At 72.5% G+C, this 3163-nt stretch carries 5 protein-coding genes; 1 reads left to right on the forward strand and 4 read right to left on the reverse strand.

The genetic code is table 11. The features are described from left to right. Nucleotides 1-773, forward strand: a 773-nt coding sequence (locus CA983_RS41945; RefSeq protein ID WP_143645758.1) for a WD40 repeat domain-containing protein, incomplete at its 5' end; no start/stop codon positions are given. 193 nt (nucleotides 774-966) lie between these two features. Here CA983_RS41945 and CA983_RS41950 read toward each other — a convergent pair. From CA983_RS41950 to CA983_RS41965, 4 genes are all read right to left on the reverse strand, one after another. After that, nucleotides 967-1554 (reverse strand): GNAT family N-acetyltransferase, encoded by a 588-nt coding sequence (locus CA983_RS41950; RefSeq protein ID WP_086605890.1) that lies wholly within the window; start codon nucleotides 1552-1554, stop codon nucleotides 967-969. A gap of 331 nt (nucleotides 1555-1885) precedes the next feature. Beyond that, nucleotides 1886-2410 carry a DinB family protein gene (locus tag CA983_RS41955; protein ID WP_086605891.1) on the reverse strand — a complete coding sequence of 175 codons (525 nt, stop codon included), beginning with the start codon at nucleotides 2408-2410 and terminating at the stop codon, nucleotides 1886-1888. Between the two features lie 9 nt (nucleotides 2411-2419). Beyond that, entirely contained in the window at nucleotides 2420-2884 is a 465-nt protein-coding gene (locus CA983_RS41960) for a hypothetical protein (RefSeq protein WP_208637166.1), read from the reverse strand. A gap of 34 nt (nucleotides 2885-2918) precedes the next feature. Next, nucleotides 2919-3163: primase alpha helix C-terminal domain-containing protein (locus CA983_RS41965; RefSeq protein WP_208637167.1), on the reverse strand; the 245-nt coding region annotated here is incomplete at its 5' end.

Raw genomic sequence — 3163 nt, forward strand, 5'->3', positions numbered from 1 at the left:
GGCCGCCCATCCCCCTGCCCATCCGGTTCGCTGACCCGCTGGCCTTCAGCCCGGACGGGCGCCTCCTGGCGACCGCCTACGACGACCGCACCGTCCAGCTGTGGAACATCGCCGACCCGTCCCGCCCCCGTCGGCTCGGCGCGCCCCTCACCGGTCACAAGGGGTACGTCAACTCCCTCGTCTTCAGCCCGGACGGCCGTACGCTCGCCAGCGGCAGCGCCGACGGCACCATCCGGCTGTGGAACGCGACGGACCCCGGGCATGCCGTCCTGCGCGGCGCACCTCTCAGGGGCCACCTCGGAGCCGTCAACGTCCTCGCCTACAGCCCCGACGGGCACACGCTGGCCAGTGGCGGCGACGACAACTCGGTCCGGCTCTGGGACATCGAGGACCCCTCCAAGGCCTCGGAGGAGAGGAGTCTCACGGGCCACACGGAGGCGGTCGCGTCACTGACCTTCAGCCGGACCGGCCGCACCCTGGCCAGCGGCGGCAACGACAGCACCGTCCGGCTCTGGAACGTCTCCGACCCGTCTAGGGCCGGTGCGATCGGCCAGTCGATGAGCCCCAACGCCAAGAGCGGCACCTTCCTGGCGTTCAGCCCGAACACCCACATGCTCGGGGTGTCGAGCGGCACCGACACCATCCGGCTGTGGAACCTGGACGTCGACGACGCCGCACGCCGCGTGTGCACGATGACCCGGGGCGTGCTGACGCCGGAGACCTGGCGCGAGTACCTGCCCCGGCTGTCCTACGACCCGCCGTGCGAGCCCTGACGGACCGGGAGCCGCGCAACAGGCCGCGCAATCACGGCAGTTGAGTGATACGAGTCACAACTCCGGCTTTGCTGACGAACAGTCGGTTCCGATGGGCAAGCGCTTGTTACCCTTGGCCATAGCCCGACCGCTGGTGCATCCCCCGTCGCCAGCGGTCGGGCCTTTGTGTGTGCGTGGCTTCTATACGTGGCTTCTATGGGCGCGCGTGGCCGCGCAGGTCGAGCCGCATCAGGACCCGGGGGTGGCCGGCCAGCACCGAGGTGGTGTCCGCCGCGTACGTGAAGCCGGCGCGTTCGAAGTTCTTCCGCAGGCCGGGGTACGCCATCGTCAGGTCGACCTTGGCGTCGCCGTTGTCGAGGGGATACGCCTCGATCGCCGGTGCGCCGTGGGCGCGGGCGAACTCGACCGCGCCGGCGATCAGGGCGTGCGAGATGCCCTGCTTCCGGTGACCGGGGCGTACCCGGACGCACCACAGCGACCAGACGGGCAGGTCGTCGACGTGCGGGATCTTGCGGTTGCGGGCGAAGGAGGTGTCCGCGCGCGGGGCGACGGCGGCCCAGCCGACCGGTTCGTCGCCGTCGTAGGCGAGCACGCCGGGCGCGGGATCCTCGCGGCACAGTTCGGCGACGTACTCGCCGCGCGCCGGTCCGCGCAGTTCGTTGTTGAGCTTGGAGGGGAGCCGGTAGCTCAGGCACCAGCAGACGTTCGCAGCGGGCGACTTCGGGCCGAGCACGGCACGGACGTCCTCGAAGTCCGAGGCCGGGCGAACGTCGATGCTCATGCCTCCACGATGGCACGCGCCGCTCGGCCGCGCCGCCCGGCTGGGCGAAAACCCGCTACGCCCTCGGAGCCGGTGACACGGCCTGGCTGAACGCGTTGTAGAACGGCTGCGCCTTCCCGGCGAGCGCCGAGGCGCCCTGCGCGAACGGCGTGATCGGATCGATCGCCCCGGACCGGCTGCCGCCACCGCCACCGCCACCGCCACCGCCGCCGCCGGGTTCGGCGGCCAGGGCGTAACTGCTTTCTCCCAGGTCACAGGGCTGCCATGAGTGTTTCAGACGTAAGACCGACCGCTGCCTGGCAGGCGCACGGGCCGGGCATCGCGGGCCGGCTCAGGCCGACGCCGCGCGCAGCAGTCGCAGTTGGCCGATCTCGCTCACGTTCTTCATCAGTTCCGCGTTCACCCAGGCCACCATGTGCGCGACGGTGTACTGGGGGTCGTCCGGCCGGGGGAACGATGCCGTGGCGTCCAGGTCGGCGTCGGTGAGGTCGTCCAGGACGGCCAGCCACTCCGTGCGCAGGCCGCGCAGCCACTCGACGGCCGGTGTGCCCGCGCCGGGCCACACGACGTCCGCGCGGTCGCGGGGCGGGCGGCCCCGGGCGTGGTCGAGGGCCACGCTCCACCACCAGCCGATGTGCCAGCTCACCCAGGCAATGGTGGGGACGGGCACAGGGTCGGGCTCGGTCTCCGCCCAGTCCGGTACCCAAGTGCCGTCGGGGCCCCTGCGCATCGTCCAGCAGAGCGGCACCGGCTCCCAGAGGAAGTCCTCCGGCTCCAGCCGCTCCAGGTGGTACTCGAACAATGACCAGATCAACTCGAGCTGCCAACGCGGCAGTTCCGCACGGGAAAGGCTCATCGGACGACCCTACGCAACGGCCCGGGCGTCCCGGGCCAGTCCCGGCCAGTCGAGGTCCCGCAGCCCCGGCTCCGCGTCGCAGCCCGACGGCAGACGAGGTGTGGCCTGAAACCAGACAACGGTGAGACGGGAGCGGTACGCGACCGGGTCGCGGGCCGGATCGAGAGCCGTGGAGTGGAAGGTGCCGACGCAGGCCACGGCGGGCAGGACCTCGACGGGCCCGAGGCCGCCCGCGTACTGGTCGGGGTAGGCGCGCGGCGGCGCGACCAGGTGCACCGGCGTGCCGGGGCGGGCCCGCGCGGCGGCGCGCAGCAGCCCTCGGATCCGCAGGTCGTTCACCGGCTTGCAGGGGTAGCCCTCCAGCAGGTCGCCGTACGTCGACGTGAACCGCAGCTCGGCGAGATCCACCGAGCGGCCGGAGGCCAGGACGAGGCGGGCGAGCGCCAGGGCCGGCGATGTGGCGTGCTGTTGCATGGAGGTCTTTCGGTGCTCATGGACGGGGTGCCGCTCACGGCCGGTGCCCCGTCATCCGTGCCGCCGACGCGATCGTCGCCCGGGCCTCGCGCTCGGACAGGCCGGTGCCCCGCGCGGCCTCGACCAGGGCGTCCACGAGCGCGGCGCCGATGCCGTCCTCGTAGGCCCGGCAGGCCGCCCAGAACAGCCGGGTGTTGCGCTGGCCCTCGTGCGCGGCGAGGACGAACTGCACCAGGCCCTGGCCGTGCCCGCCGGTCACCGGGGGTGTGGGGTGGTGGG

The organism is Streptomyces swartbergensis (assembly GCF_002148965.1).
Taxonomy (GTDB): Bacteria; Actinomycetota; Actinomycetes; order Streptomycetales; family Streptomycetaceae; genus Streptomyces; species Streptomyces swartbergensis.

Coding starts and splice junctions, on each gene's coding strand:
- CA983_RS41955 (WP_086605891.1), bottom strand. CDS start 2,410: ATGAGCCTTTCCCGTGCGGAACTGCCGCGTTGGCAGCTCGAGTTGATC.
- CA983_RS41960 (WP_208637166.1), bottom strand. CDS start 2,884: ATGCAACAGCACGCCACATCGCCGGCCCTGGCGCTCGCCCGCCTCGTC.
- CA983_RS41950 (WP_086605890.1), bottom strand. CDS start 1,554: ATGAGCATCGACGTTCGCCCGGCCTCGGACTTCGAGGACGTCCGTGCC.